24 protein-coding genes and 1 pseudogene are annotated in these 25,836 nt (G+C 63.3%); 13 read left to right on the top strand and 12 right to left on the bottom strand.

Going from position 1 to position 25,836, the window contains the following annotated elements:
* Positions 1–85: 85 nt before the first annotated feature.
* From EKK97_RS16450 to EKK97_RS16430, 5 genes are all read right to left on the bottom strand, one after another.
* Positions 86–967 (bottom strand): polysaccharide lyase, encoded by an 882-nt coding sequence (locus EKK97_RS16450; RefSeq protein WP_159553493.1) that lies wholly within the window; start codon positions 965–967, stop codon positions 86–88.
* Positions 957–2,516, bottom strand: a complete 1,560-nt coding sequence (locus EKK97_RS16445) for a PilZ domain-containing protein (RefSeq protein ID WP_159553491.1) — start codon at positions 2,514–2,516, stop codon at positions 957–959. The genes EKK97_RS16450 and EKK97_RS16445 overlap by 11 nt, the downstream gene beginning before the upstream one ends.
* A 20-nt stretch (positions 2,517–2,536) precedes the next feature.
* Positions 2,537–4,465: a glycosyltransferase gene (locus EKK97_RS16440; protein WP_159553489.1), complete on the bottom strand. Its 1,929-nt coding sequence runs from the start codon at positions 4,463–4,465 to the stop codon at positions 2,537–2,539.
* Between the two features lie 9 nt (positions 4,466–4,474).
* The gene (locus tag EKK97_RS16435) at positions 4,475–5,821 is read right to left on the bottom strand and encodes a UDP-glucose dehydrogenase family protein (protein ID WP_159553487.1); all 1,347 of its coding nucleotides are present in this window, start codon (positions 5,819–5,821) and stop codon (positions 4,475–4,477) included.
* A gap of 360 nt (positions 5,822–6,181) precedes the next feature.
* On the bottom strand, positions 6,182–7,690 hold the full coding sequence (locus tag EKK97_RS16430) for a RimK family protein (protein ID WP_159553485.1): 1,509 nt from the start codon (positions 7,688–7,690) through the stop codon (positions 6,182–6,184).
* Between the two features lie 183 nt (positions 7,691–7,873).
* On the opposite strand from EKK97_RS16430, the gene rimI reads away from it, so the two are divergent.
* The 6 genes from rimI (at position 7,874) to pepN (ending at position 12,882) form a co-directional block, all read left to right on the top strand.
* Positions 7,874–8,356 carry a ribosomal protein S18-alanine N-acetyltransferase gene (gene rimI / locus EKK97_RS16425; protein WP_159553483.1) on the top strand — a complete coding sequence of 161 codons (483 nt, stop codon included), beginning with the start codon at positions 7,874–7,876 and terminating at the stop codon, positions 8,354–8,356.
* 74 nt (positions 8,357–8,430) lie between these two features.
* Positions 8,431–8,916 carry a YajQ family cyclic di-GMP-binding protein gene (locus EKK97_RS16420; RefSeq protein ID WP_159553482.1) on the top strand — a complete coding sequence of 162 codons (486 nt, stop codon included), beginning with the start codon at positions 8,431–8,433 and terminating at the stop codon, positions 8,914–8,916.
* A 176-nt stretch (positions 8,917–9,092) separates the two neighbouring features.
* On the top strand, positions 9,093–9,623 hold the full coding sequence (locus EKK97_RS16415; RefSeq protein WP_159553481.1) for an Hsp20/alpha crystallin family protein: 531 nt from the start codon (positions 9,093–9,095) through the stop codon (positions 9,621–9,623).
* A gap of 157 nt (positions 9,624–9,780) precedes the next feature.
* Positions 9,781–10,026 (top strand): YbaN family protein, encoded by a 246-nt coding sequence (locus EKK97_RS25940; protein ID WP_340162885.1) that lies wholly within the window; start codon positions 9,781–9,783, stop codon positions 10,024–10,026.
* The gene (locus EKK97_RS25935; protein ID WP_340162884.1) at positions 10,026–10,175 is read left to right on the top strand and encodes a hypothetical protein; all 150 of its coding nucleotides are present in this window, start codon (positions 10,026–10,028) and stop codon (positions 10,173–10,175) included. Before EKK97_RS25940 ends, EKK97_RS25935 begins: the two co-directional genes overlap by 1 nt.
* Before the next feature lie 73 nt (positions 10,176–10,248).
* The gene (pepN, locus tag EKK97_RS16405) at positions 10,249–12,882 is read left to right on the top strand and encodes an aminopeptidase N (protein WP_159553480.1); all 2,634 of its coding nucleotides are present in this window, start codon (positions 10,249–10,251) and stop codon (positions 12,880–12,882) included.
* Positions 12,883–13,081: 199 nt separating this feature from the next.
* Here the strand turns inward: pepN and EKK97_RS16400 are convergent, their stop codons facing one another.
* The 5 genes and pseudogenes from EKK97_RS16400 to EKK97_RS23910 all read right to left on the bottom strand — a co-directional run bounded on the left by EKK97_RS16400 (position 13,082) and on the right by EKK97_RS23910 (position 15,623).
* Complete coding sequence (locus EKK97_RS16400; RefSeq protein WP_236551248.1) at positions 13,082–13,351, bottom strand: hypothetical protein; 270 nt, start codon at positions 13,349–13,351, stop codon at positions 13,082–13,084.
* A gap of 17 nt (positions 13,352–13,368) precedes the next feature.
* Positions 13,369–13,755, bottom strand: coding sequence for a CBS domain-containing protein (locus tag EKK97_RS16395; protein WP_010627336.1), 387 nt, complete (start codon positions 13,753–13,755; stop codon positions 13,369–13,371).
* Between the two features lie 26 nt (positions 13,756–13,781).
* Entirely contained in the window at positions 13,782–14,132 is a 351-nt protein-coding gene (locus tag EKK97_RS16390) for a P-II family nitrogen regulator (RefSeq protein WP_159553479.1), read from the bottom strand.
* Positions 14,129–15,084 (bottom strand): annotated as a pseudogene (locus tag EKK97_RS23915) (DUF1538 domain-containing protein). The gene EKK97_RS16390 and the pseudogene EKK97_RS23915 overlap by 4 nt, the downstream one beginning before the upstream one ends.
* Entirely contained in the window at positions 15,081–15,623 is a 543-nt protein-coding gene (locus EKK97_RS23910; RefSeq protein ID WP_340162883.1) for a DUF1538 family protein, read from the bottom strand. The pseudogene EKK97_RS23915 and the gene EKK97_RS23910 overlap by 4 nt, the downstream one beginning before the upstream one ends.
* A 190-nt stretch (positions 15,624–15,813) precedes the next feature.
* Between EKK97_RS23910 and EKK97_RS16380 the strand changes: the two genes are divergently transcribed.
* The 3 genes from EKK97_RS16380 (at position 15,814) to EKK97_RS16370 (ending at position 19,190) form a co-directional block, all read left to right on the top strand.
* Entirely contained in the window at positions 15,814–16,410 is a 597-nt protein-coding gene (locus EKK97_RS16380) for a LemA family protein (RefSeq protein WP_159553478.1), read from the top strand.
* A gap of 12 nt (positions 16,411–16,422) precedes the next feature.
* Entirely contained in the window at positions 16,423–18,165 is a 1,743-nt protein-coding gene (locus EKK97_RS16375; protein ID WP_159553477.1) for a M48 family metallopeptidase, read from the top strand.
* A gap of 323 nt (positions 18,166–18,488) precedes the next feature.
* Positions 18,489–19,190, top strand: coding sequence for a hypothetical protein (locus EKK97_RS16370; RefSeq protein WP_159553476.1), 702 nt, complete (start codon positions 18,489–18,491; stop codon positions 19,188–19,190).
* Positions 19,191–19,298: 108 nt separating this feature from the next.
* Here EKK97_RS16370 and EKK97_RS16365 read toward each other — a convergent pair whose 3' ends face one another.
* Positions 19,299–19,505 (bottom strand): cold-shock protein, encoded by a 207-nt coding sequence (locus tag EKK97_RS16365; protein ID WP_111413787.1) that lies wholly within the window; start codon positions 19,503–19,505, stop codon positions 19,299–19,301.
* A gap of 372 nt (positions 19,506–19,877) precedes the next feature.
* Between EKK97_RS16365 and EKK97_RS16360 the strand changes: the two genes are divergently transcribed.
* Positions 19,878–20,519 carry a LysE family translocator gene (locus EKK97_RS16360; protein ID WP_159553475.1) on the top strand — a complete coding sequence of 214 codons (642 nt, stop codon included), beginning with the start codon at positions 19,878–19,880 and terminating at the stop codon, positions 20,517–20,519.
* Between the two features lie 14 nt (positions 20,520–20,533).
* Here the strand turns inward: EKK97_RS16360 and EKK97_RS16355 are convergent, their stop codons facing one another.
* Positions 20,534–22,486, bottom strand: a complete 1,953-nt coding sequence (locus EKK97_RS16355; protein ID WP_159553474.1) for a transglycosylase SLT domain-containing protein — start codon at positions 22,484–22,486, stop codon at positions 20,534–20,536.
* Between the two features lie 194 nt (positions 22,487–22,680).
* On the opposite strand from EKK97_RS16355, the gene EKK97_RS16350 reads away from it, so the two are divergent.
* The 3 genes from EKK97_RS16350 to htpG all read left to right on the top strand — a co-directional run bounded on the left by EKK97_RS16350 (position 22,681) and on the right by htpG (position 25,662).
* A complete protein-coding gene (locus tag EKK97_RS16350; protein WP_159553473.1) occupies positions 22,681–23,202 on the top strand; it encodes a PaaI family thioesterase in 522 nt (173 codons plus the stop codon).
* Entirely contained in the window at positions 23,195–23,665 is a 471-nt protein-coding gene (locus EKK97_RS16345; RefSeq protein WP_159553472.1) for a PaaI family thioesterase, read from the top strand. Before EKK97_RS16350 ends, EKK97_RS16345 begins: the two co-directional genes overlap by 8 nt.
* 92 nt (positions 23,666–23,757) lie before the next feature.
* Positions 23,758–25,662 (top strand): molecular chaperone HtpG, encoded by a 1,905-nt coding sequence (gene htpG / locus EKK97_RS16340; protein WP_159553471.1) that lies wholly within the window; start codon positions 23,758–23,760, stop codon positions 25,660–25,662.
* The last annotated feature ends 174 nt before the right edge of the window (positions 25,663–25,836 follow it).

Here is a 25,836-nt window from a genome sequence, read left to right as displayed (position 1 = left end):
ATCATGGGCAGTCGTACGATAAATCCTTTTACTACGGCAAGGGGCATGATCGGCGTCGCTCCATTGGCGCTCGAATGCAAATTGATCAAGGCTGCGGCGTATAGAAACGGAAGGCGGCGAAGTCCACGTACTGATCGCGTGGCGTGCGCCAACCTTCGCCGGTACCGCCGAAGAACGTGGAAAACATCAGGCCATTGATGGTGATCTCCGGCGTGGTGCGGAATACCACGTTCTGCTGCTCCAGCACCGGCCGGCCATCGACCCAGAGACGGGCGATGCCATTGTCGAGGTCGGGATCGTTGAGCACGATCTCCTGTTCGACGGTGACCCAGCGGCCAACCGGGAAGTGCCAGAAGCCGCGGCCCACCGAATCACCCTCGAAGCCGACGACATAGGGATAGAGCTCGCCTTCCCCCTCTTCACGCCACATCAGGCGCATGGAGAAGCCGCTCGTGCCGTCGACGTCCTCGCCCCCCGATGGGGCTTCGCCGCCGTAGAGTCCCGGCAGCTTGCCACCGCGAACGAAGTCGAAGTCCGCCGGGAAGCGCACCATGTAGCTGAGACAGGCCCGATCAGCGCCGCGCAGCGATGGTGGATCGCTATAAAATCCGGCACCGCCACGGGGTTCGTCTCCCGGCGAAGAGGTGCCGGCGGGGTAATGCACGCGCAGTCCGGGTTCGCCGATGCCGGTCTGCGCGGCGCCTAGGCGCTCCACGTTCTCCTCGGTGCCCCAGTGGCGACTGGTATGGAAGTTCTGCCGAATGGCGGCATGGCCGTTCGCAGCGTGCTGCGGACGGGGCGTCTCGGCCTGCACGTAACGCTGCGAACAGGCTTCCTCCTGGGGAATGCCGACGAGGGCATTCTCGGCCTCGTCGGCATGGGCGGCAGATACCGGCAACATCATCAGGCCACTCAATAGCAGCAATCGGCAATTGCCGAACGGTATGCGGGCAGCATTAGCCTTCATCGGTAACTTCATCATTGTCCTCCGTGGCGGCGCGATAAATGTCGTCGCCGAACTGGATGACCGAGCGTACGCCCTGCCAGATCCGCTCCGAGGCGGCACCCAGCAGTGGAGCTTCGGTGAAGCGTACGTCCACGGGTTGGCCGACGCTCTCTGCGGGCAGCGGCTCCTCGGGTACCAGCAGTACGCTGGCCACGTTCTGCTGCTGGCGCACCCAACTGGGGAAGCCGGCACGCGGCTGGCGTTCAACGTCGAGCGCAACGTTGCGCACCCGGGCGCGGATCGGCTGGTTGGCGTTGGCCAATGTCACGTAGGCCTGCTGGTTGGGTTCGATGCGGCTGATGTCGTTCATGTGCACCAATGCCTCGACCAGCACATCGTCCTCGTCAGTGCGAATCAGGGTCATGATCCGCTCGCTTTCGTTGATGTAGACCCCATCGGCGCTGCTCAGCGCCCAGGCCACCAGGCAGTCGCAGGGACTGTAGATGTCGTTGCTTGCCATGCGCGCCTCGAGCGCGGCAATGCGTGAACTCTCGTAGTCGCGTACTGTCTCGAACTGCTCGATCCGGGCCTGGGCAATCTCGGGCGAGACCGACTCGAAGGTCATGGTGTCGCCGCTGGCGGGTTGTGCCGAGTTGGCTAGGCTGACCTCCTGCATACCGCCTTCGAGGTGCTCGCGGAGGTTCTCGAGCAGGCGGTTGTTGTAGTCGATCGCCGCCTCGGCAAGGATCAGGTCCGATTCCAGCTCGCTGTTGACCACGTTGGTCAGCAACTGATCGCGCTCGACCCGATCACCGGCCGTTAGGTCGTGCTCGCCGAGAATCCCGGGGCCGGGCGCCCGGATGTCGATACGCGGCGCCGTCACGGCGGCGAAGCTCGGCTCGATCAGCATGAAGTTGCGGTAAGCGGTAGCCGCCCCTACCAGCACCAGCAGGCCGATGGCGACGAACAGCAGGATATAGCGTCCCATCGGCTTGGGCGGACGCGCGGGCGGCAGCGGCTTGGTCGCCTGACGCTTGCGCGGCGTCTGCGGATCCTCGCCACCGATCAACCCTTCGACATTGGGCGAGCGGCCGCTCAGCGCGCTGCGGATGATCTGGCGCAGCAGCTCGCGATGCTGCGGCTCGATCTCGGTGATCTCGAAGCTGATGTCGTAGCCATTGCCGCTCGCCGCGCGGGTGGTGCGCAGGCACTCGGCCTTCAGCGGAACGATCAGCTCGGTGGCGCCCGCCATCATCAACAGTGAGGCCGAGATGCGATCGCCGGGTTCGAATCTATGCGAACTCTGGGCGGAAAAGCCTCCCAGCGAGACATCATTGCCGTTCAGCTCAATGTCGCTGTCGTCGAGATCGACACGAAACGGGAGCGTAACGCGTATGTAGCCCCGTTCGTCGCGACGCTCATGCTGGAGTCGGTCGCCCCGGGTCAGGCGCACGCTGTCATGGTCCGCGTTGTCAGGCTCGGCAGAAGAGGCGGGCCGTCGCCTTGAACGCGCTTCTCCCAGGGTAGGCTCATGCCGCTTGGGGTCGTCGTGGGAAAAATGATCAGCCATCCGTTGGTCGCTCCTTGCATTCAGGGATGAGCCGCTGCCACGTTGGCGGGGGCTTCGGGCTCGACCCTGAGTCGTACGTTGACAAGGGTCAGGTTATGTTCGTCGAGAGCCAGCTGGCAGTTGGCATCCACGGTGCACTGGACGGCATCCTGGATGGGCTCGCCACTCGGTCCTTGCATCAGTTCCGCCATGGCCGGAGAAATAGCGAGGATCGTGGTTCCTAGGTTGCCCTCGATTTGCTTGCTTTCGGCCAGGGTGTTCCGCTGCAGGGTCTCGATCAGCTCGCCGCCCAGCCGGAAGTGTCCCGAGGGGAGTTGCACCGCGTCGCGGGTGTTGTCGACGAGAGTTGCGCCGAGCCAGCGGTCAAGCCGCTCGGGCTGCTGATTGCGCTCCCAGGTCTGGTCGCGGGCGATGTGCAGCGATACCCGGTCCGGAGGGGTCATGACACCGGTCGAGAGAATCAGCACGAACAGCAGCACGCCGTAGGCGAAGCCATGCAGCACATGGCCCATGCGGCGCTGCCGGCGCGCGGCGACAGGGTCGTTCGGTTCGCCTGCCGAGATGCCCTGGCGCGACCACTTCTGGCGGTTGAAGCGGAAGCTGACGTAGGTCTTCAGCATCGCGCCCCAGACCTGGTTGTAGTAGATCAGCGGGATCCACAGCAGGCTGAAGCGTCCGCGTTGCCAGGCCAGAATCGAGGTCGCGATACCGCGAGTGAAGAGAATCCACAACACGTAGGCGAAGAAGAAGGAGGGCCGCACGAACAGCGACACTAGCGTGACTACCGTGGGGCCGACCAGGGTCGTCCACATCGAGAGGCGCTGATCGATCAGGCTCCACCAGGTGAATACGCCCATCGGCCGTGGCCCCAGGGAGATGGCGCGGTTGCTGGTACGCAGCATGTTGCCGTACCAGCGGCGCATCAGGTCGGTGGTCGAGGCGAAGAAGCGCCGTCGGTCGGGCAGCTCCTCGAATCCGGTCACGAAGACATCGGGAATGTAGAGCATGCGCCAGCCGTTCTTCAGCAACCAGTACCAGGAGGACTTGTCGTCGCCCGAGAGGAACTTGAAGTTGCCGAAGCGCCAGTGCTCGACATGATCGTTCTCGATCAGCTCGATGAAGTCCGGCTGCGTTGCCAGGTCGGCGCGGAACACGCTGTAGCGTCCTGTCAGCACCAGCAGGCGACGCGATACCGACATCGAGCTCATCATCAGGTGCCGCTGTGCGTAGCGCAGGTCATACCACTCGCAGGTGGCATCGTTGCCGGTCACCTCGGCCCGATTGTTGGTGGTCAGCGCACCGAGATCGTCCTGGGCCTGGAAGAAGGAGAGCGAGCGCGAAAGGGTGCCTGGCTCCAGCCGGATATCCCCATCCATCGAGATCAGCAGCGCTCCCGGCGCCGGCAGGCGCCGGGAGATCGCACGCAGCACCTCGGCCATGGCCGAGCGCTTGCCGTCCCCCTTCTGGAACATGTAGCGGACTTCGACGTTCCGCGGCCAGCCGTGCTCGTCCATCACATGAGTGATGACGTCCACGTCGGTACGGTCCGAGACGGAGGCGAAGATGGTCGTCGGCACGCCATAGTCGCGCGCTTCCCGGATCAGAGCGTCATAGACTTGGAAGTTGACCCTGGCCTCGATGCGGAAGGAGGTGCAGAGCACGAATAGCTCCGGTGGCCGCTCCAGCTCGCCCGCCGCATCGGCCTCCGCTCGCAGGCGCGGGAAGATCATCCGGTTGTACCAGGTCGAGCGCGCCGCCTGCACGGCCCACCATGAGTAGCGCCACATGGCAATCGCCCCGATGACGAAGAAGAAACTCTGCGACTCGGGGGAAAACACATCCGCCGGCAGCTCGCTGATGATGACGATCAGCAGCGACAGGCCGAGCAGGAACGTCGTCAGCTCGGTGATCCGGCTGGCCGTGGTATGGTCTCGGGGAGTAGCGGACATGGTCACTCCTCAGGCCAGTACGGGCCGCACGGAGTCACCTCGTCCGATACCGTAGTAGGCGAGCCCGGCGGCCTTGACGGTATCGGGTTGGAACAGATTGCGGCCGTCGACCAGCACCGGCTCCTCGAGCTTTTCGTAGAGTTCGGGGAAGTCGATGGTGCGGAAGGCCTTCCACTCGGTGCAGATGACCAGCGCATGGGCGCCTTCCAGGGCGTCGTCACGCTGCTCGGCCAGCACCAGATCATCGCGCTCGCCGTAGATGCGGCGGCACTCGTCCGAAGCCTCCGGGTCGTAGGCCTGAACTCGCGCCCCGGCCTCCCACAGCGCTTCCATCAAGGCGCGGCTGGGTGCCTCGCGCATGTCGTCGGTGTTGGGCTTGAAGGCAAGTCCCCAGATGGCGATGGTCTTGCCCGCGAGCTGGCCGTCGAAGGCCTGGCAGAGCTTCTCGAACAGCTTGTTCTTCTGCCGGGCATTGACTCGCTCCACTGCCTTGATCATCTCGGCGGGGTGCCCGATCTCCTCGGCGGTATGGGCCAGAGCCTTGACGTCCTTGGGGAAGCAGGAACCGCCATAGCCGCAACCGGGGTAGATGAAGCTGTAGCCGATACGCGGGTCGGAGCCGATGCCATGGCGCACCTCCTCGACATCGGCTCCGAGACGCTCGGCCAGATTGGCGACTTCATTGATGAAGCTGATCTTGGTCGCCAGCATGGCGTTGGCGGCGTACTTGGTCAGCTCGGCGCTGCGTACGCCCATGAACATCATCTTGTCTCGCTGGCGGTTGTAGGGCCCGTAGCACTCCAGCATGGCTTTCCTGACGCGCTCCGAGTCGGTGCCGACGACGATGCGCGAACCGCGCGAAAAATCCTCGATAGCGGCCCCTTCCTTGAGGAATTCGGGGTTCGAGCAGACATCGAACTCCAGGTCCAGACCACGCTTTTCCAATTCGGCGGCAACGGTACGTTCCACCTTGCTGGCGGTTCCCACCGGTACGGTGGATTTATCGACGACGATCTTGTAGTCGTGCATGTGCTGACCGATGGTCTCGGCAACCTTGAGCACATACTTGAGGTCGGCGCTGCCATCCTCGTCGGATGGCGTGCCCACGGCGATGAACTGGAGCAGGCCGAAGTCGACCGCCTTGGCGGCGTCGGTGGTGAACTCGATGCGGCCGGCGGCCTTGTTCTTTGCGATCAATTGCTCCAGGCCAGGCTCGTAGATGGGCACTTCGCCAGCGTTGAGGCGAGCTACCTTCGCCTCATCGACGTCCACGCACATGACCCGATGGCCGACATCGGCCAGACAAGCGCCGGTTACCAGTCCCACATAGCCAGATCCGAAGATGGTGATCTTCATGGTCGTCGTCGCTCCTTGCTGATTGGGCCCTGTTCATCCAATCAACGCCACCGCGCCGGTGGTAACCGACGCCGGTGGCGAGTAGGGCCAGTTGGTTTCGTTAACGTGCCATACGGTACGCAACATCCACGCCAACTGGAAAAGTCTCTTTCCAGTCAGTGAGTTGGAGAGGAATGAAGGGATTATTGTAGTTCGCTGTGGCGTTATTATGTCGCCAATAAGAGACATATCAGGCCCGAAGTTTTCTGAGCCTTTCAGATCAAGGAGTTGCGCTGTCTCTTAATGGCGACAAGAATAGTTCACCAAGAAGTAAATTGCTGAATTGATTTGTTTTGGTGGGTGAGTGTGGGTGTGATTGGTTTAGCGGGCACCTTCCGTCCTGGCCGCGACCCGCGCTTCCATACGAGTCAAAAAGACCTCCATGATGCGCTCGTAGAGCTGGCGCCCGAGCACGCTGTCCTCGATGCCGGCGTCGACATTGGGGTTGTCGTTCACCTCGATGACGACGACGCGATCCTTTGTCTGTTTGAGATCCACGCCATAGAGCCCGTTGCCGATCAGGCGGGTAGCCTTGAGTGCCGCCCGAATGACGGCTGGTGGCACCTCGGCGGGGTCGTGGGTAGTGAAGCCGCCGCTCTTCACCCGTGCGCCTGAATGGTCATAGATCTGCCAATGTCCGCGAGCCATGTAGTAGCGACTGGCGAACAGCACCTGCCCATCCAGAACGCCGATACGCCAGTCGTACTCGGTCGGCAGCCACTCCTGCAGCAGCAGCAGAGCGGAGTCCTCGAACAGGCGCCGGGCCTCGCGCTCTAGCTGCTCCAGCGATTCGACCTTGACCACGCCGCGAGAGAAGGAGCCGTCGGGAATCTTCAATACCAGAGGGAAGCTCAGGCCGGCGATTCGCTCGCCGAGCGGGCGCCGGTCGCGGCGCTTGAGCAGTACGCCTTCCGGCGCCGGCACGCCGCGGGCGCGCAGCAGCGCATGCAGGTAGACCTTGTTGGTGCAACGCAGGATGTCGCGTGGCGCATCGATCACCACCAACCCTTCGTGCTCGGCCAAGCGGGCCATGCGATAGGTGTGATGGTCCAACGCCGTGGTCTCGCGGATGAAGAGTCCATCGAACTCGGCCAGCCGCCCTGCATCGCGTCGAGTGATCAGCGAGACATCGATGCCTAGCTTGCGCCCAGCACGGATGAAGGCCTTGAGCGCGCTCTTGTTGCTCGGTGGCATGGCCTCCTTGGGGTCGATCAGAATGGCCAGGTCGAAGCGATAGCGACGGCGCGCCTTGGGTGTGCGCCATACCTTGCGCGAGTGGCGATTGAGGGCGGAGGCGAAGAGATCCTGTTCCTCGGCGTTGAGGTCACGAAGGTGGATTGGCTTGAGTCGGGCCAGCCGCCACAGGTCGTGGCGCCGCACCAGGCGTGCCTCCAGCAGGGGGCACGGCAGGCGTTCGAAGAGCTTGCGCGCCAACCGGGCAAGTTCGGGTTCTCGACACTCGCCGAACAACACGCGCAGCGTCACGCTGTCGCCGGCCAGGCGTCCCTGGCGTGCCAGCTCGCCAAGCAGCGGTGCCAGCGTATCCAACTGCAGATCGACCAGGACCTTGCGCGATAGCTCGTTGAGCGTTTCGACGCTCGGCAGCACACGTTGACCGCGGGCCTGGGCGAGCAGCGAAACATAGTAGCCGGTACCCAGGTAATCGAGTTCGCCGCACAGGTTGATCACGTGGGTGCTGCGATCTTGGTCGGCGGCCGCGCGATGACGCCGATCCAGGGCCAGGAAATCATCTGCGCTGATCAGGTCTTCGGAAGGGTAGTAGGGCTGCCAGTCTTCCTGCCGATCGATGACGATTCGCAAAGGGCACATGGGCGAGTTCCGTTCGAGTGTAAGAGGCGGCATGACGCCGCTGGATGCGGCCAGCATGCCGTTGCATCTTGCAGTCGACAAGCGCTTCGACAGGTGAAATGATTTCATGACTGACGGCCCAGTCGTCGTCCGTATGGTCATCGCCCTGTTGCCACATCGCTGCAGCCAGTCCCGGAGAATTTCATGAACGTCACCCTGCGCCAGGCCCATCCGCAGGATCTGGGCGCACTTTATCGCCTGGAGCAGGTGGCCTTCAGCGGCGATCGCTTCAGTCGTCGACAGCTGTGGCACCTGTTGAATCGCGCTCATGCCGAGACTCTCGTCGCCGATGACGGGGAGAGACTGGTGGGATACGGCACCCTGTTGTTCCGGCGTGGCAGCCGCCGCGCCCGGCTCTATTCGTTCTGCGTGCATCCGCAAGCGCGCGGCAGCGGGTTGGGGCGCCAACTGCTCGAAGCCCTGGAGCGGGTCGCCGTCCGTTACGATTGCACCGCGCTGGGCCTGGAGGTCCGGGTAGATAACCGTGCTGCCCTGGGGCTCTACCGGCGCATGGGCTTTCGCCTCGAACGCTGGCTCGAGGATTACTACGAGGATGGCTGTGCCGGCTGGCAGATGAGCAAGCCTCTTGTCGTTGCAACGGAAGAGCGGGCTGTCGGACTGAACTGACAGCCCGCTAGGCGCGCAGGGATCGAGAGGGACTGGTAAACTTCCGGCATGTTTGGGCAAACAGAGACATCGCCATGCCTTCTTTCGATATCGTTTCCGAATATGACAAGCATGAAGCCAGCAACGCCGTCGATCAGGCCAACCGTGAGATTCAGGGGCGCTTCGATTTCAAGGGCGTCAAGGCAAGCTTCGAACTGAATGGCGATACGGTGCTGCTGGAAGCCGAGGTCGACTTCCAGCTCAAGCAGATGCTCGACGTGCTGCGCAACCGGCTCATCGCTCGCGGCATCGATGCCCGCTGCATGGACGTGCAGGAGCCCGAGCTCTCCGGTGTCAGAGCCCGTCAAGAGGTCAAGCTCAAGCAGGGGCTCGAGCAGACGGAAGCCAAGGACATCGTCAAGCGTATCAAGGACAGCAAGCTCAAGGTCCAGGCTCAGATCCAGGGCGAGAAGGTGCGCGTCACCGGCAAGAAGCGCGACGATCTGCAGGAGGTCATCGCCATGCTGCGCGGCGAGGGCGGTCCCGACCTGGCCCTTCAGTTCGACAATTTCCGCGACTGATACGCCGCGCTTGCCATCGGCCAGTCGTGGTCGATGGTAAACTTGACCTGGCGCAAGGGATGTCCGAACTCCCCTTGAAAAGCAGCTGGGCGCCACCAATTCTCTTCGTGCTAGTGCAGTGCCGGTGAGGCCTGCCCGATGCGTCACATTGGCTTGTCACGAACAGGAGGTGGCGTATGAAATTGCACAAACTCTCTCCCTGGAATTGGTTCAGGAGCGAGCGCGGCGATGCCGGAGTACCGGTTCCCGTGGAGCCCAGGCAGAGTGAGCTGACACCGTTCGTCGGCTTGCATCAGGAACTCGATCGCTGGATGAACGACGTCATGCGTCAATTCGGCATGCCTTTCCTAGAGAGCCGCTTCGGGGAGATGCCGAGCTTGTTGAGGCCGCAGCTCGACATCGCCGAGCGCGATGACGAATACATGATCAGCGTCGAAGTGCCTGGCGTGGAAGAGAAGGACATCAAGCTCACCCTGGACGACAGCCGCCTGGTCATCGAAGGCGAGAAACGCCAGGAGAGCAGTACCCAGGAGGATCGCTACCAGCGTATCGAACGCTCTTATGGCAACTTCCGCAGGGTGCTGGACCTACCCGCCGATGCGCAGACCGAGGAGATCAAGGCATCCTTCGATCACGGCATACTCAAGATAAGGGTGCCGCGCAGTGGCGAGGTGAAAGCGAATCGCCGCGAGATTCCCATTCAGTAAAAGTGGCTTGGGTCTGTCAGCTCGCCTTCGGGCGGGCTTTCTTTTTACGCAGTGATTTTTTTACGAAGAGGTCCATAGCCTTAGCCGATTGGCCTGCCAGAGGGAGATGGGCTTCAATGGAAGCAGCAGCAAAGATGCCGAATCTGGAGCTTCATGCATGCATTCGCTTCGTCGAGCCCTTTATATCGCCTTGGCCTGGGCCAGTTTCGCGCTCGGCGTGGTAGGCGTCTTCGTGCCATTGATGCCGACGACCTGCTTCATGCTGCTGGCGGTATGGGCGGCCTCCCGTGGCTCGCCGCGTTTTGCCTCGTGGATACGTGAGCATCCACGTTTTGGCCCCACCGTGGTGGCTTGGGAGGGGAGCGCGCCATACCCCGCCATGCCAAATGGATTGCCGGCCTGATGCTGGCCTTCTCGATCCTGGTGCTGCTGGTGACGCTCAGCGTGGTATGGCTGAAGCTACTGTTGGTGTCTGGTCTGGCCTTGCTGGGGTTGTGGATCGTGACGCGGCCAGAGCCCGGCAGCACAGCGGTGCGCCTGATCCGGCGTTGAGGGCAAGCGCCTTTGAGGTTGGGGAGCCGGCAACCGTACAATGGGCGTCGACCATGGACAGGAGCCATTCCCGATGTCTGAACCCAAGCCGACCCATCGCCACGACTACCGGCCGCCCGCCTATCGTGTGTCTCATGTCGAGCTGACCTTCGAACTGGACCCCGCCGCTACCAGCGTCAAGGCGAGCCTGCAAATTGAGCGCCACCCGCAGAGCGGAGGCGACGCGCCACTGCAGCTCGATGGCGAGCAACTGATACTCAAGCGTATCGCCATCGATGGCCAGGTACTGGCCGACGACGAATACACACTGAGCGATACCGGATTGACCGTGCACAACCCGCCCGGTCGGTTCCGCCTGGATACCGAGGTGGAGATCGCGCCCCAGGAGAACACGGCACTGGAAGGGCTCTATCTCTCCAACGGCATGTACTGCACCCAGTGCGAGGCCGAAGGATTCCGCCGCATCACCTACTACCCCGATCGTCCGGACGTGATGGCGACCTTTTCCACCACGGTGATCGGCGATCGGGCGAGCCTGCCGGTGCTGCTTTCCAACGGCAACCCGGTAGAGCGGGGCGAGCTGCCCGGGGGGCGCCACTTCGTCACCTGGAACGACCCCTTTCCCAAGCCCAGCTACCTGTTCGCCCTGGTAGGCGGTGACCTGCAAAAGGTGGAGGATCGCTTCGTCACCATGAGTGGACGCGAGGTCACGCTGCAGATCTGGGTCGAGGAGGAGAACCTGGGCAAGACCGACCACGCCATGGCCTCGCTCAAGCGTGCCATGCAGTGGGATGAAGAGACTTACGGCCGCGAGTATGACCTCGACCTGTTCATGATCGTGGCGGTCAACGACTTCAATATGGGCGCGATGGAGAACAAGGGGCTCAACATCTTCAACTCTGCGGCGGTGCTGACCCATCCGCACACCGCTACCGATGCCACCTTCCAGCGGGTCGAGGGAATCGTCGCCCATGAGTATTTCCACAACTGGTCGGGCAACCGCGTCACCTGCCGCGACTGGTTCCAGCTGTCGCTGAAGGAGGGGTTTACCGTCTTTCGCGATCAGTGCTTCTCCGCCGACGTCAATTCGGCGGCGGTAAAGCGCATCGAGGACGTTGCCTTTTTCCGCACCGCCCAGTTCGCCGAGGATGCCGGCCCCACCGCCCATCCGGTGCGCCCCGACCACTACATCGAGATCGGCAACTTCTACACTCTGACCATCTACGAGAAGGGTGCCGAAGTGGTACGCATGCTGAGCAACCTGGTGGGCTGGGAGGCCTTCCGCCGCGGCAGCGACCTCTACTTCGAGCGTTTCGACGGCCAGGCGGTGACCATCGAGGACTTCGTCGACTGCATGGCAGAAGCCTCAGGCCAGGACCTCTCCCAGTTCATGCTGTGGTACTTCCAGGCCGGCACGCCAGAGATCGATGCCTACGGCGAGTACGACTACGCCAACACGGCGTATCACCTGACCTTGCGCCAGCGTACGCCGGCGACTCCCGGCCAGCCCGAGAAAAGCCCGCTGCACATTCCCATTCGCATGGGGTTGGTGGGCACCAAGACGGGGCGCGACCTTGCCCTGACGCTGGAAGGGGAGTCGCTCGGCGGCGATGGCGTGATCCACCTGCGCGAGGCGGAGCAGACCTTCGTCTTCACCGACGTGCCTGAAGCGCCGGTACCCTCGCTATTGCGCGGCTTCTCGGCACCGGTTCAACTGCGCTTCCCTTATAGTCGCGAGGATCTGGCCTTCCTGCTGGCCAACGATTCGGATGGCTTCAATCGCTGGGACGCCGGCCAGCGCCTGGCGATGCTGGCGCTGGACGACCTGATCGCCGCCCATCGCAATGGCGTCGAGAAGGTCATGGACCCGCGCGTGGTCGAGGCGTTCCGCGCTCTGCTCGAGCGCGGCAGCGACGACAAGGCGGTGCTAGCCGAGATGCTGACGCTGCCGAGCGAGGCCTATATCGCCGAGCAGCAGCCGCTGGTCGACGTCGAGGCGATCCACGCGGCGCGCAACTTCGTCAAGCAGTCGCTGGCGGCGACGCTGCGTGATGGCTTCCTGCGCGTCTACGAGGAGAACGTGAGCGATGCACCCTACGCGCCGGAGCCCGAGCAGATCTCCCGGCGCAGCTTGAAGAACGTGGCGCTCTCCTACCTGATGGCGATCGAGGACGAGCAGGGCATTGACATCGCTCGCCGGCAGTTCGAGGCCGACCATAACATGACCGACGTACGTCATGCGCTTACGCTGCTTACCCATAGCAGCCGCGACGACCTGGCGGCGCCGGCCCTGCGTGCCTTCGGTGAGAAGTGGGCTCACGACTCGCTGGTAATGGATCAGTGGTTCACCATTCAGGTCACCCGGCCTCAGCCGGATGCGCTGGAGCGGGTCAAGCACCTGATGGCGCATCCGGCCTTCTCGCTGAAGAACCCCAACAAGGTACGTGCTCTGGTTGGCGCCTTCGCCAACCAGAACCGGATCAATTTCCATCGTGCCGACGGGGAGGGCTACCGGCTGTTGACCGACGTGGTGATCGAACTCAACCGGCTCAACCCCGAGATCGCCGCGCGCCTGGTCACGCCGCTCACCCGCTGGCAGCGCTTCGACGAATCGCGTCAGGAACTGATGAAGGGCGAACTCGAACGCATCCGTGCCGAGAAGCTCTCGCCCAATGTGTATGAGGTGATCGAAAAAGCCCTTGCTTAATGTGCAGGCAATTGGGCGAGAGTGATTTGCGTCGCGAGCGATGAGAGGCTGGTCGCCGCCGGAGCGCAGCTCCCGGAATGTAGCCTGCTACATGAGGAGAGCGACAGTCCGACGTATCGGCACCGCCGGCGGCCAGCTTTTATCATCAAGTGCCTGAGCGCAGCAGCAAAGCCTCCGCCCAATCAATAGATCAGCCAGCTCAGCACCACCACCCCAGCACCGCCCAGATCAGGGTGGCGATGATGCGTCGGCGCAGCAGGGCGCGCAGGGCGAGATAGAGTAGCCACAGGCCGAGCAGCAGCACCGCCAGGCTGATCAGCGTGGGGGGTATGCCCAGTGCGTTGGCCAGGCCATCGAAAAAGCCCCGGGCGGAAGCCCCCAGGTTGTAGAAGAACAGAATCAGCAGGTCGACCACGAAGCGAATGATCTCGCCCAGGGTCTGGCCCAGCCAGGAAAAGAAATCTTGCATAAGCGGGTCCGGTTGGCTTACTCGATCATGTCGAGAACGGTGCCTACGATATCATCCATGGTGACCAGACCCAGTAGCTTGTTGTCGTCGAGCACCAGCACCCGCTTGACCACGCTGTCGGTCATTAGGCTGGCCACATGGCGTACATCGAGCGACTCACCTACGCCGATGGCGGGTTTGGCGCAGACGTCGTAGACGTTGATCAGGTCGATGTCGCCGTTTTCCGCGACGATGGTCTTGAGGATATTGGTGTAGGTGATCAGCCCCCAGGCGTCATGTGGATCCTGCTGCTCCACCACCAGACTCTTGAGGTTGTGGCGCTTCATCAGGCTCAGCGCGTCGCGCAAGGTGGCAAAAGGCGAAACTGTCACCACGTCGCGGTTCATGATGTCCTTGACCAGCATCTGGTTCTCTCCGTCAATCCACTCGTTCAAACATCTTGTCTGAGTCGTTCTTCGAAGCGCTTGACCTGCGCCATGTCGATGCCACCCAAGTGCTCCACCGGCAACGTCATCACCAGCCCCCGCGAGTCCTCGCCTGTCGGGTTGAGCACCTGGCGTATCGCCTTGAGTACTCTCAGCGAGAGACTCTTCTCCAGCGTCAGCAGCATGATGCTCTGGCTGCCCTCGTAGGTCAGCCCAAAAAAAGTCTTCTTGCGTTCGCCACCAATGCCACGGCCGGTCATCAGTGTCATGCCGACTGCCCCGGCCTCGGTCGCGGCGTCGATGCACTCCTGCTCGAGATCTTCCGGCACGATGGCGACCAACAGCGAAAACTTCATCTCGTCTTGCCTCCCGGCGGTGCCATCCTTTCCATCAGAATGGCATAGCTCATCACAGTCACGATAGGAAAGATCGAGGCGAAGGCGATCAGCCCGAAGCCGTCGATCAGCACGTTGCGCCCCTCGATCTGGCTGGCCAGGCCGATCCCCAGCGCGGTGACCAGTGGCACCGTCACCTCGGATGTGGTGACGCCGCCGAGATCGAAAGCCAGTGCCACGATGTAGCGTGGCGCCAAAGCGGTGAGCAGTATCACCAGCAGGTAGCCGCCGATGATGTAATGGTGGATGGAATCGCCGACGATGATGCGGTGCACGCCGATGGTGATGCCGATGGCTACCCCAGGGCGACCAACAGGCGAATGACGTTGCCCTGGATCTTACCGGCGGCGGCTTCCTCAGCCTGCTGACCCACGGCGATCAGTGCCGGTTCGGCCATGGTGGTGGCAAAGCCGATGCAGAAGGCGAACAGGTAGACCCACAACCAAGTATCGAAGCCGATCAACTGGGCGGCCATGCTCTGACCGATCGGGAACAAGCCGAGCTTGAGGCCCACCACGAAGGCATACAGGCCCACGATCACCAGGGCGAAGCCCACACCAACCTTGAGTGGGCTGGCCAGAGGGTGGCGCAGCACGGCGTACTGAAAGAAGAGAATCACCAGAATGATCGGCAGCACGTCGCGCAGCATGCCGAACAGATCGAGAATCATCGTCACCCAGCCGGCGGGAGGCTCGGCGTCGCTCTCGGTGAGCATCAGCTCGGCACCGCCGGCCAGGGTACCCGGGTCGGCATAGACCAGGATGCCGTAGAGCTGCACGCTGATCATCGGCACCATCACCGCCAGCGCTACCAGGCCAAAGCCGTCGGTGAGCGGATTGCGCCCACGGATCGAGGCGGCAAGGCCGATACCCAGTGCAGCGATCAGCGGCACGGTCACGATATTGGTGGTCACACCGCCGGAGTCGTAGGCCAGCCCCACGATCTCCTCGGGGCGAAGAAAGTCACCAGCACCACCATCACGTAGCCGACGATCATGTACCAGTGCAGGGGGTGGCCGAGAATCACGCGGAATACGCCCATTGCCATCACCAGCCCTACCGAGCTTGCTACGATCAGGCGCAGGGTGAAGGCGTCGATGCGCCCTTCGCTGATCATGGCGGCCTGTTCGGCCACGGCGATCAGTGCCGGTTCCGCCACCACGGCGGAAAAGCCGATGGCGAATCCGAACAGCATCAACAATGGCATGGAGCCGCGGCGGGCAAACTGATTGGCGAGCCGCTTGCCCACCGGAAAGATGCTCAACTCGAGTCCCTGCAGGAACAGGGCGACGCCAACGGCGACAACCAGCAGCCCCGTTGCCATGCCCAACCCGCCCTCCGGCCACTCGCGCAGCAGCAGTGCCTGAAACGCCACCACTACGATGATGATGGGTAACAGGTTGCGTAGAGCATGGGTCAGTGCGTGTAGGAAATCCCTGAGTTGCGCTACCAAGACCGACTCCCTGGCAATGATCGGTTGGGCAAGACGTACCGCGGAGAGCACAGGCATGACTGTCGGGTTGGCTGGCCCGGGCGGCCGCCACACTATACCATCGGCCTATGACGTTGAGCAGGCGCTAATGCAGGCTCCGGCATTGACTCACATCAAGCGTGGGTCGATGGCAGCGAAAGGGAGAGAGCGAATGAACGTGACACTGATCGTCGTACTGGTGGTAGTGGCGCTGTTGGTGATCTACGGGGCCAGCATCTACAACCGCCTGGTGGCACTCCGGAATCGCTACCAGAACGCCTTTGCCCAGATCGAGGTGCAGCTCAAGCGCCGCTACGACCTGATCCCCAACCTGGTCGAGACCGCCAAGTCCTATATGGCCCACGAACGCGATACGCTCACCGCCGTGACCGAAGCGCGTAATGCTGCCCTGGCCGGTTTGCAGGCGGCAGCCGCCCGACCGGGCGAGCCTGGCGCCATGGCCGAGCTGGCAGGTGCCGAGGGGGCACTCGGGGCTGCCTTGGGGCGGTTGAACGTAGTGATGGAGGCCTACCCCGATCTGAAGGCCTCGGACAACATGCGCCAGCTCTCCGAGACGCTCACCAGCACAGAGAACCGCGTGGCATTCGCTCGCCAGGCCTTCAACGATGCGGTCATGCAGTACAACACCTACAAGCAGAGCTTTCCGCCGGTGTTGCTGGCAGGGCCGCTGGGCCATCGTGAGGATGCGGCGTTGCTGGAATTCGACGACAGCGCCGAAATTCAGGCGGCGCCGCGCATCAACTTCTAACGGCACGCGGCAATGGATTTCTTCGGTGCCCAGGAGCGCGCAAGACGCCTCAGCCTTTGGTTGGTCGTGCTGCTGATCGTGGCAGTGGTTGGAATGATTGCTGCCGCCGTTGCGGTGATTGCGCTTGCCATGGTGCTGATCGACGGCGGCCAGCCCGGGGGCGATCCGCTGGCCCGTGCGCTCGATCCGTTGCTGCTTGGCGGTGTCGCCTTTGGCGTGCTGCTGGTGGTCGGGGCGGGCAGCCTGGCGCGGCATCTGCAGCTGCGCTCCGGCGGATCGGCGGTGGCCGAGGCGTTAGGCGGCCGAGTGATCAACGCCGCCACACGCGATCCCGACGAGCGCAGGCTGCTCAACGTGGTGGAGGAGATGGCCATTGCCTCGGGGCTGCCGGTGCCGTCGACCTACTTGCTCGACGAGCCCGGCATCAACGCCTTTGCTGCCGGCCATACGCCGCAGGACGCCGCGATTGGTGTGACTCGCGGGGCGATTCGCTGCCTGACGCGGGATGAGCTGCAGGGGGTGATCGCCCATGAGTTCAGCCATGTGCTGCATGGCGACATGCGGCTCAACATGCGCTTGATCGCGCTGCTCTATGGCATTCTGGTGATCGGACTCGTGGGGCGCATGCTGCTGCGGGGCACGGCGGCGCGGCGCATGACGCGTGGGTCGCGCCAGAACAATGGCCAGGTCGTGCTGCTGGGAGCTGGCCTGGCGCTGATGCTGGTGGGCTTCGTCGGCACCGTGTGTGGCAACCTGATCAAGGCGGCGGTAAGCCGCCAGCGTGAATTTTTGGCCGATGCCAGCGCGGTGCAGTACACCCGCAATCCGGCGGGGTTGGCAGATGCGCTGAAGCGCGTCGCGGCCCATGCCCATGGCTCTGAACTGCATGCCAGCCGTGCCGAGGAATTCAGCCATCTCTACTTCAGCCGAGGCCTGCCGGGCCTGCGCGGCCTTACCGCTACCCATCCGCCGCTTGCCACTCGCATTCGCCGCCTCGATCCCGCATGGGATGGCCACCTGCCTGAGCCGAGTGTCGAACGCGAACCCGAGCCCGTTGCCGCAGCTGCAGCCGGCCTCGAAGAGCCTGCGGATCAGACTCGGGCTGCCGCGCCAGCCGCTGGCATGGCCCCGTTGTTGGCGATGAGCGTGGCGCGGCGGGTCGGTGAGCCGAATGACGAGGATCTACAGCAGGCCCGGCGGGTATTGGCTGGCATCGATCCCATATTGCTCGAGGCCGCTCACGATCCCTACGCGGCGCGTGCAGTCGTGTACGGCATCCTCATGGGCGCCGAGCCGAGCAGCCGGGCGCGGCAGCGCGAGGCCCTGGTCGATGCCGCCGTGCCGGAAGTACTGGTGGAGCTGGATCGTCTCGCCGAGCCTCTTGCCGCGGTCCGGCCGGGTCAGCGGCTGGCGCTGATCGAACTCTGCCTGCCCATGTTGCAGCAACTGTCGGTCGCCCAGTATGCCCGTTTTCGCGACTGTCTCGAGCGGCTGATGGCGGCCGAAGACGACCCTGGTGCCCTGCAGTGGGCTTTGCACCGCCTGGTCATCAGCGGTAGCGAAGGCGTCGTGCCACGGCGTGGGCATCGGCATCTGGCACAGGTCGAGGGTGCGGTCGCCTGTCTACTGTCGAGCCTGGCGCTTGCGGGGAGCCGCGACGAAACGATGGCCGCAGCGGCATTTCGCCAGGCGGCCGATACGCTGGGCCTGTCCGCGGCCTTCGCTCCTCGGCCGGCTGCGCCGGGATCTCGATGAGGCCCTGAACCATTGTCGTCAGCTGGCCGAAGCGGAGCGCCCCAGGCTACTCGATGCCATGGCACGCTGCGTGGCCCATGACGGTCGTGTCCATCCGCAGGAAGCCGAGCTGCTGCGAGCCGTGGCCTGGGCGCTCGACTGCCCCTTGCCGATGAGCGCCACGGATTGAGAGGCTGTTCTGTCAATACCTCTGGGGCCGGAGCGGGATCGTTTTCCGCCTTCGCTGTCCAAGGGAAAGAGACTTGCCCGGCGGCTTGCAGCGACCGTCGGGCTCTGCTGGAATAGAGCCCTTTTGCTGGTCTCATATGGATGGGAGAAAGCCGATGGCCAAGACACCCTGGATCCCTGCCGCCTTAGCGCTGACCCTTGCACTGGGGTTGGCGGGCTGCGGAGAAAGTGACGAGGAGGCTGCCGCTCCGACCGAGGCCGACGCGCCTGTCACGGAAGCCGAACCCGGGCTAGAGGCGAACGATGAAGAGCCCACCACGCCACCTCCGGCGGCGGAAGAGGAGGCCGATACTGCCGATGAATCGCTGCCTGGCGTGCCGGAGGAGGAAACGACGCTCGAGCCAGGCGAGGAGATCGAAGCCGATACCGACACCCTGGGTGAATCACCTGTCGATACGTTGGAGGAGGGCGGCGCACTGCCCGGTGAGCCCACCCGCTCCGATATCGATGCCATTCTCGAAGATACCGAGCGACGTTTCGAAGAAGCGCAGCGTCAGATCGACCAGCAATTCGAAGAAGTGGAGAGGGACTCGCCTGTTCTGGAGCCAATGGAGGGAGGCGCCGATTTCGAGCCGTCGCTCGAGCCGATGGAAGATGGTGAGGCTGGTACGACCTCGGACATTGAACGAGAGGCGGAACGAACCGGTGAGGTCACTCAGTCCGATGTCGATGCCTGGCTCGAAGAGACCGAACGCCGCTTCGAGGAGGCCCAGCGTCAGCTCGATGAACAATTCCGTGAAGCGGAGCAGAGCGATCCGAGGCGCGGCTCATCGCAGCTCGAGAGCGAGAATGAGTAATACCAACCCATGAAAAAGGCCCACCTTGAAGGTGGGCCTTTCGTCTGACTAGCTGGCCCGTTTATGTTGCCAGGCCAGACACCAAGTCTTCCGAGCCGAAGCGTTGCCTCAGTTGGAAACCCGGATGTTGGAGGCCTGAAGGCCTTTCTTGCCCTGGGTCACGTCGAAGGTAACCTTCTGACCGTCCTGCAGGGTCTTGAAGCCTTCAGCCTGAATCTCGGAGAAATGCGCGAACAGGTCATCACCGCCGTCGTCCGGAGAGATGAAGCCGTAGCCCTTGGTATCGTTGAACCACTTGACAGTGCCAGTTGCCATTGTCGATTTTCCTTACTTACTGATTGATCGTGCTGGGCACTCGGCAATACCGGGGCCCGAAGTGCGTGGGCAAGAGACGAAAAGTGCGCTTCGGGTGTATCGAAAAACTCGACATACTACGGACGACTTTCCACTTCCAGGCCAACGCAGCGGAGCATCCGGTGAAGCAGGTTGCAATCTGCAGTGAGTTCCCACTCCCACCATGCCATCCGCTCAATCCACTGTAGATAGAAAAATTCCAAGCGTCCAGAGATTCCGTTGCCTTACCTTGGCCGTGCTTCGTGCCACAATGGCACGAACCAGGCCTCCACTGGGCGGAGCCCATGCCTGGCCACTGTGCCTCGTCATCCACCCAGTACTGGAGTCACCTGTATGCTGGACGCACAATTCTGGCCCTTCCTGATTGCCATCACGCTGCTGTCGATGAGCCCGGGAGTCGACACGTTGCTGGTTATTCGCAATACCGCCCGCGGAGGAGTACGTGATGGCGTGCTCACCAGCCTGGCGATCTGCTGCGGCCTGTTCGTACATGCCACGATCTCGGCGCTGGGCATCTCGCTGATCCTGCTGCAATCGGCCTGGGCATTCAGCGCGCTCAAGCTGGCGGGGGCGGCCTACCTGATATGGCTAGGCATCAATGGTCTGCTGGCCGCCCAGCGCGGCAATGCTTTGCCGCTGGGGGCCGTACAGGGTGGGCGCCAGGCCGTGCCGGTATGGCGGCCGCTGCGCGAGGGGCTGCTCTCCAATGTGCTCAACCCCAAGACGGTGGTCTTCTACATGGCCTTTCTGCCGCAGTTCATCGCACCGACAGACCCTGCGCTGCTCAAGTCGCTGTGGCTTGCTGGGGTGCACTTCGTCATCGCCAACCTGTGGCAGATCGCCATCGTGTTCATGGTCGGCAGCGCGGGGCGCTGGCTCGGCAGTCGCTTTTTCGCCCGCGCACTGAACGGTGCGACAGGCGCGGTACTGATCCTGTTCGGCGTCAGGCTGGCGCTGGAGCGCCAGCCTGCCTGAGCAGCAGGTGAGCGTCAGTTCCTGGCCAACAGCGAGGCATCGTAGCGCACCGTCTTCTCCGCCTGGCTGAGCATCGATACGCCTTCGCTGCTGCCGCCGTTGGCCAGGCTCTCGAAGATCACTCGATAGGAGAGTACCGCCTGGACGTAGTCGCGGGTTTCACGGAAGGGAATCGACTCGACGAACAGGTCGAATTCCTCGGGAGCATCGCGCAGCCAGCGGTCCACCCTGCCGGGGCCGGCGTTGTAAGCCGCCGTCGCCGCGAGGCGGTTGCCCCGGTAGCGGTTGGTCATGTCGCGGATGTAGGTGCTGCCAAGGCGGATGTTGAGCTCGGGGTCCAGCACGCCGTAGGGGCCGGGGTCGCTGATACCCAACTGGCGACTGAGCAGCGTGGCGGTGCCCGGCATGATCTGCATCAGGCCGCGGGCACCGGCCGGCGACAGTGCCGTGGGATTGTAGGCACTCTCGCGCCGGGCGATGCCCATCAGCAGGTAGGGATCGACCCCGGTCTGCTGTCCCCAATGCAGGAAGTGCTCGCGATAGGCTTCGGGGAAACGCCAGTCGAGGGCGTCCCACAACTGGGCGGTGATCGTGGTCTGCACCAGGCGGGCATGCCAGCCGCGCCGCTCGGCGTAGTCGGCCAGTGCCCGCACCTCGCGCGGCGTAGCGTTGGCCACCGCATGCAGCCATTCGCTGTTGGCCAGGCCATCCTCGCCGATGCGCAGCAATGCCTCGGTGCGCTGCACGGCCGGCCACTGTGCCACCTGGTCACGGAAATCACCGTTGAAGCTGCTGCGCTCCAGATTCAAGGAATAGGGCCTGCCGATGCGATCGGCTGCGGCGAAGCCGAAGAAGTTGCGCCCTTGGGCGGCTCGTGCATAGGCCGCCTCGGCACGCTCCTGATCGCCGAGCTGTTCATGAGCGCGTGCCTTCCAGTACTGCCAGCGGCTGTCATCGCGGGAGTCCTCGGGCAATAGTTCGGTCCAGCGTAGCACGTCGTTCCAGTTGCGCTGGGCCAGCGCGTGGCGGATGCGAAGCTCGAGAACGCGGGTAGTGCCGATTCGCGGCAGCGCCTCGTCGACCCAGCCCATGTTGTGCTCTATGCCGCGCACCAGTGAATAGAAGGCGAGATCCTCCTCGATGGCGTGGCGGTGGCTCTCCTCGATCGGCAGGTGCGCAGCGATCTTGCGCCATGCCTCCATGGCGGCTTCCGTATCGGCACGGATGAAGCCGTGCATGGCGGCAACGAAGAGTGGCCCGCTGCCGCGGCATTCGGGACCGATGCAGGTGGGAATGCGGGTAATGTCGGCATAGCTGCGCTGCAGCCGCTCCACGGCGTCGCGGCCCTCCTGCCAGCGGCTGCCGAGCAGCCGGCCCAGGTAGCTGACCAGGCCGGTTTCGCCTTGCTCCCAGGCCAGCATCTTGCGTTCCCAGATATCGAACTCGCTGATCTCGCCGCTGGCGCGCAGATGGTCGAACAGGGTATCGCAGGCCGAGGGCTGCGAGCTGCCGACGCGCCACAGGGTGCGCCCCCCTTCGGCAGCGGCCTGCGGGTCGCTGCCGAGCAGCGCCGTGTAGTAATAGCACTGGCGCTCGGTGCCGCTGGGCTTGCCATCGGCTACGGCGAGCAGGCTGCCGTAGCGGCCGGCGGCACCATAGCGGCTGATCGCCTGGCCGCGCATCCAATCGGCGACGGGAGCACCGCGATGGCGTTCAATGAACTCCAGTATCTGGCCTGGCTCGGCCTGGGGAAGGCGGCTGCGCAGCCGGTGATATTCGACGTAACCCTCCAGCACGTGGCCGCTGATGGCGGCCTCGTCGATACGTTGCCACTGATGATTGCGCGCGGCTTCGAGTGCCGTACGCATGGCGCTGTCGCTGGGCTGGGCATGCGCGGTGACGGAAACGCTCAGAGCGGCTACGGCGAGCCAGCTCGTCGCGCGACGAAAAGATAAGAAATAGCGCATGTTGACGGCCTCCGGAAGGCGGTGACGAACCCACTGTATCCTCGCTTATTGGCGCCGTCTTGAGTAGACCGTCGCGACGTTTTCTCGCTGCGTCAACGGCATTTCCTCTCGTGGGTAGTGACCGTGCGACGCTTGTCTCCCAACTGGGCTCGGACTAGTCTAGAAACCTGATCAAACGCTTGTTGGAGGGTGGGGTGAACGAACGCGAGGAGCTGCAAAGGGGGGCTGTCGTGGCAGGCCGAAGTCCCGACAGCTGGCGAGCCGGCCTGAGCCGTTTCGTCACTATCATTCCACATACCCGCAACCTCGGGCTCGAGGTCGAAGAGGTCAGTCCGCCCTGGGTACGCATGCGCCTGCCGTGGCGAGACGAACTGCTGGGCGACGTCGATCACGGTCTGGTGCATGGCGGCGTGTTGACCATGCTGCTGGATACCGTGTGCGGCTCGGCGGTGCTGTGTGGATTGCCGTCGCCGGAGGTCTGTCCCACGCTCGATCTGCGGGTCGATCACTATCGCCCGGCCTTGGCCGGCCAGCCGATCATGGCCGAGGCTCGCGTGCTGCGCGTGACCGGCGCCATGGTCTTCACCGAGGGGACGCTGTGGCAGGACCCGCAGCGACCCATTGCTCGCGGCATCGGTAACTTCGTTCGGCTCGGGCCGCGCAATACGCCGCCGGGCTTTGCCGAAGCGCTGTTTGGGGAGGCCGACCATGCCTGAAGGATTCCACGACGTGGCCTGGCTGGCCAGGACCCGTGACCAGGGCGACGTGAGTGCCTGGCTCGAGCGACTTCCCTATGCGCGTCATATCGGCGTTTCGGCGTCGCGGGATGCCGCCGGCGATGGCCTGGTGTTCCGTCTCGAACCGCATGAGCACAATGTCGGCAACATCCTGCTGCCGGCCCTGCACGGCGGCGTGGTGGCGGCTTTCATGGAGACCGCCGGCACTCTCGACCTGATGTTTTCGGCACGTGAGCCGCGCCTGCCGCGCATTGTCGACTTCTCCATCGATTACCTGCGCACGGCGCGCGTCGTACCCACCTACGCACGCTGCCAGCTCCTTCGCGAGGGGAGGCGCCTGGCCAACGTCCAGGTCACGGCCTGGCAGGAAGCGGAGGATCAGCCGGTGGCCACGGCCCGCCTGCACCTGGTGTTGGCAACGCCGGAGCCAAGCGACGCTTGAAAAGTGGGATGTGGACCCCATATCGCTGAACAGTTCTGAAACGGCGGTGCGTCGCGCGCCGCCGCGGGTTCAAGCCATGAGGTAAGCGATCCATGTCCACTACCGCTCACGAGGAAACCCTCGGCTTCCAGACCGAGGTAAAACAGCTGCTGCACCTGATGATCCACTCCCTGTACTCCAATCGGGAGATCTTCCTGCGCGAGCTGATTTCCAATTCCGCCGATGCCTGCGACAAGCTGCGCTATGCAGCGCTCGACAACGATGCGCTGTATGAGGGCGACAGCGAGCTGCGCATCGAGATCGAGCACGATGAGAAAGCGCGTACAGTGACCGTACGCGACAATGGCATCGGTATGAGCCGTGAGGAGGTGATCAAGAACCTCGGCACCATCGCCCGTAGCGGCACCGCCGAGTTCCTCAAGCAGCTCTCGGGCGAGCAGCAGAAGGACGCGCGGCTGATCGGCCAGTTCGGCGTAGGTTTCTATTCCAGCTTCATCGTTGCCGATGAAGTCACGGTGCGCACCCGCAAGGCGGGCAGCGACAAGGGTGAGGGCGTCGAGTGGCGTTCCAAGGGCGAGGGCGAATTCACCGTCGCCGATCTTGAGCGCGAGGTGCATGGGACCGAGATCGTCCTGCACCTGAAGAAAGACGCCAAGGAGTTTGCCGACGACTTCCGCCTGAGGAGCCTGGTGCGCAAGTACTCCGATCATATCGAGGTGCCGGTGCGCATGCCTAAGGTCGAGACCGCCAGGGACGACGAGGGCAACGAGATCGAGGGCAGCGAGGTCACCACCTGGGAGACCGTCAACGAGGCCACTGCGCTGTGGGTGCGACCCAAGGGCGAGATCTCGGACGATGAGTACAAGGCCTTCTACAAGCACGTGGCCCACGATTTCGCGGACCCGTTGACCTGGAGCCACAACAAGGTCGAGGGCAAGCTCGAGTACACCAGCCTGCTCTACGTGCCGGGGCGTGCGCCCTTCGATCTCTATGAGCGCGATGGTTCCCGCGGCGTGAAGCTCTACGTCCAGCGCGTCTTCATCATGGACGATGCTGAGCAGTTCTTGCCGCTCTACCTGCGCTTCGTCAAGGGTGTGCTCGATACCCGTGAGCTGTCGCTCAACGTCTCTCGCGAGCTGCTGCAGCAGGATCCCAAAGTCGAGAAGATCAAGAGTGCGCTGACCAAGCGTGCGCTCGACATGCTCAAGAAGCTGGCCAAGGACCAGGAGGCCTACCAGACCTTCTGGAACACTTTCGGCAGCGTGTTGAAAGAGGGCCCCGCGGAGGACTTCGCCAATCGCGAGAAGATCGCGGGGCTGCTACGCTTCTCCTCCACCCACACCGATAGTGCCACCCAGGACCAGTCGCTGGCCGACTACGTCTCGCGCATGAAGGAAGGGCAGGAGAAGATCTACTACATCGTTGCCGACGGCTTCAACGCGGCAAAATCGAGCCCGCACCTGGAGATCTTCCGCAAGAAGGGCATCGAGGTGCTGCTGTTGCACGATCGCATCGACGAGTGGCTGATGAGTCACCTGCACGAATTCGAGGGCAAGCGCTTCGTCGACGTGGCCAAGGGTGAGCTCGACCTCGGCGAGATCGAGGGCGAGGAGGAGAAGAAGGCCCAGGAGGAGACCGCCAAGGCCAAGGAGGATCTGGTCAAGCGGGTCAAGGAAGCGTTGGGCGATGCCGTGCAGGATGTCAAGGTGACCCACCGGCTGACCGACTCACCGGCCTGCGTGGTGCTGCCCGAGCACGAGATGGGCTACCAGATGCGCCGCATCATGGAAGCGGCGGGCCAGAAGATGCCCGAGGTCAAGCCGATCCTCGAGCTCAACCCGACCCATGCCCTGGTGGAGCGGCTCGAGGCCGCCGAGAGCGAGCGCTTCGGCGATCTGGCTCGGGTGCTGCTCGACCAGGCGATCATCGCAGAGGGCGGTCATCTCGACGACCCGGCCGCCTACGTACGACGCCTCAATGCGCTGTTGACCGCCTGACGTAGGGCTAACGACATAGCACTTTCGGCCGCTTTCGGGCGGCCTTTTCGTATCTATTCGCGTCTTCTTGCCCCTTCTTGACGTAAGCGTCAGCAAGCTTTTTTTTCGGCATTTCAGCTGGATAGTGTTGCCCACGAGCCAGCAGGAAAAGGCTGCGCTGCTGTTGTGCATCGC

The sequence above is a fragment of the Billgrantia tianxiuensis genome (genome assembly GCF_009834345.1).
GTDB classification, from domain to species: Bacteria; Pseudomonadota; Gammaproteobacteria; order Pseudomonadales; family Halomonadaceae; genus Halomonas; species Halomonas tianxiuensis.
The sequence above is the reverse complement of the archived record's forward strand: the minus strand, read 5'-3'. Positions and strand labels throughout refer to the sequence as shown.

Coding starts and splice junctions, on each gene's coding strand:
- EKK97_RS25935 (WP_340162884.1), top strand. CDS start 10,026: ATGCTGGCCTTCTCGATCCTGGTGCTGCTGGTGACGCTCAGCGTGGTA.
- EKK97_RS16360 (WP_159553475.1), top strand. CDS start 19,878: ATGCTGGACGCACAATTCTGGCCCTTCCTGATTGCCATCACGCTGCTG.
- EKK97_RS16420 (WP_159553482.1), top strand. CDS start 8,431: ATGCCTTCTTTCGATATCGTTTCCGAATATGACAAGCATGAAGCCAGC.
- EKK97_RS16400 (WP_236551248.1), bottom strand. CDS start 13,351: ATGCAAGATTTCTTTTCCTGGCTGGGCCAGACCCTGGGCGAGATCATT.
- EKK97_RS16435 (WP_159553487.1), bottom strand. CDS start 5,821: ATGAAGATCACCATCTTCGGATCTGGCTATGTGGGACTGGTAACCGGC.
- EKK97_RS16450 (WP_159553493.1), bottom strand. CDS start 967: ATGAAGGCTAATGCTGCCCGCATACCGTTCGGCAATTGCCGATTGCTG.
- EKK97_RS16445 (WP_159553491.1), bottom strand. CDS start 2,516: ATGGCTGATCATTTTTCCCACGACGACCCCAAGCGGCATGAGCCTACC.
- EKK97_RS16355 (WP_159553474.1), bottom strand. CDS start 22,486: ATGCGCTATTTCTTATCTTTTCGTCGCGCGACGAGCTGGCTCGCCGTA.
- htpG (WP_159553471.1), top strand. CDS start 23,758: ATGTCCACTACCGCTCACGAGGAAACCCTCGGCTTCCAGACCGAGGTA.
- EKK97_RS16440 (WP_159553489.1), bottom strand. CDS start 4,465: ATGTCCGCTACTCCCCGAGACCATACCACGGCCAGCCGGATCACCGAG.
- EKK97_RS16390 (WP_159553479.1), bottom strand. CDS start 14,132: ATGAAGTTTTCGCTGTTGGTCGCCATCGTGCCGGAAGATCTCGAGCAG.
- EKK97_RS16415 (WP_159553481.1), top strand. CDS start 9,093: ATGAAATTGCACAAACTCTCTCCCTGGAATTGGTTCAGGAGCGAGCGC.
- rimI (WP_159553483.1), top strand. CDS start 7,874: ATGAACGTCACCCTGCGCCAGGCCCATCCGCAGGATCTGGGCGCACTT.
- EKK97_RS16430 (WP_159553485.1), bottom strand. CDS start 7,690: ATGTGCCCTTTGCGAATCGTCATCGATCGGCAGGAAGACTGGCAGCCC.
- EKK97_RS16370 (WP_159553476.1), top strand. CDS start 18,489: ATGGCCAAGACACCCTGGATCCCTGCCGCCTTAGCGCTGACCCTTGCA.
- EKK97_RS25940 (WP_340162885.1), top strand. CDS start 9,781: ATGCATTCGCTTCGTCGAGCCCTTTATATCGCCTTGGCCTGGGCCAGT.
- pepN (WP_159553480.1), top strand. CDS start 10,249: ATGTCTGAACCCAAGCCGACCCATCGCCACGACTACCGGCCGCCCGCC.
- EKK97_RS16395 (WP_010627336.1), bottom strand. CDS start 13,755: ATGCTGGTCAAGGACATCATGAACCGCGACGTGGTGACAGTTTCGCCT.
- EKK97_RS16375 (WP_159553477.1), top strand. CDS start 16,423: ATGGATTTCTTCGGTGCCCAGGAGCGCGCAAGACGCCTCAGCCTTTGG.
- EKK97_RS16365 (WP_111413787.1), bottom strand. CDS start 19,505: ATGGCAACTGGCACTGTCAAGTGGTTCAACGATACCAAGGGCTACGGC.
- EKK97_RS16380 (WP_159553478.1), top strand. CDS start 15,814: ATGAACGTGACACTGATCGTCGTACTGGTGGTAGTGGCGCTGTTGGTG.
- EKK97_RS16345 (WP_159553472.1), top strand. CDS start 23,195: ATGCCTGAAGGATTCCACGACGTGGCCTGGCTGGCCAGGACCCGTGAC.